Here is a 505-nt window from a genome sequence, read left to right as displayed (position 1 = left end):
GCGGTGGCGGAGTTGAAGCTTCCGGCGGGGCGGCCGCTGGTGGGGCCTGATCCGAGTGTGAATGAGTGGAACATGGTGGCGGTGGGGTATCCGATCTGGTTGTGGACCGATGATCCCGCTACGCAGTCGTTGTCGGTGACGCAGGAGGGGATCACGATTGTGATGACGGCCCGGCGGACGGTGACGCGGTTTGCGATGGGGGACGGCTCCACGGTGTCGTGTGGGGTGATGCATCGGTGGGATCGGCGGGTGGAGCCGGGGGAGCGGTCGCCGTCGTGTGGGCATGTGTATGAGCGGGTGCCGCAGTACGGGAAGACGTATCCCATCAGCGCCAGTTCGGACTGGGTGGTCGACTGGTCCGCGCTCGGTCAGTCGGGCACGATCCCGTTGACGCGGACCAGCCCGGCCCGAACCCTGGAGGTCGGGGAGTTGGTGTCGGTCATCCGGCGGCCCCGCCGCTGATTCATTCCGGCCCGCGACTTCGGGCCGGGTTATCCGGCGGCTT

Annotated in this window: 1 pseudogene; it reads left to right on the top strand. The window is 67.7% G+C overall.

Going from position 1 to position 505, the window contains the following annotated elements:
* Positions 1 to 462 (top strand): annotated as a pseudogene (locus ACYVAG_RS17605) (Tat pathway signal sequence); the annotation flags it as partial.
* Positions 463 to 505: the final 43 nt, after the last annotated feature.

It is taken from the genome of Mariniluteicoccus flavus (assembly GCF_054776655.1).
Note: the sequence above shows the minus strand (reverse complement) of the source record. Positions and strands in the feature narration are given on the sequence as shown.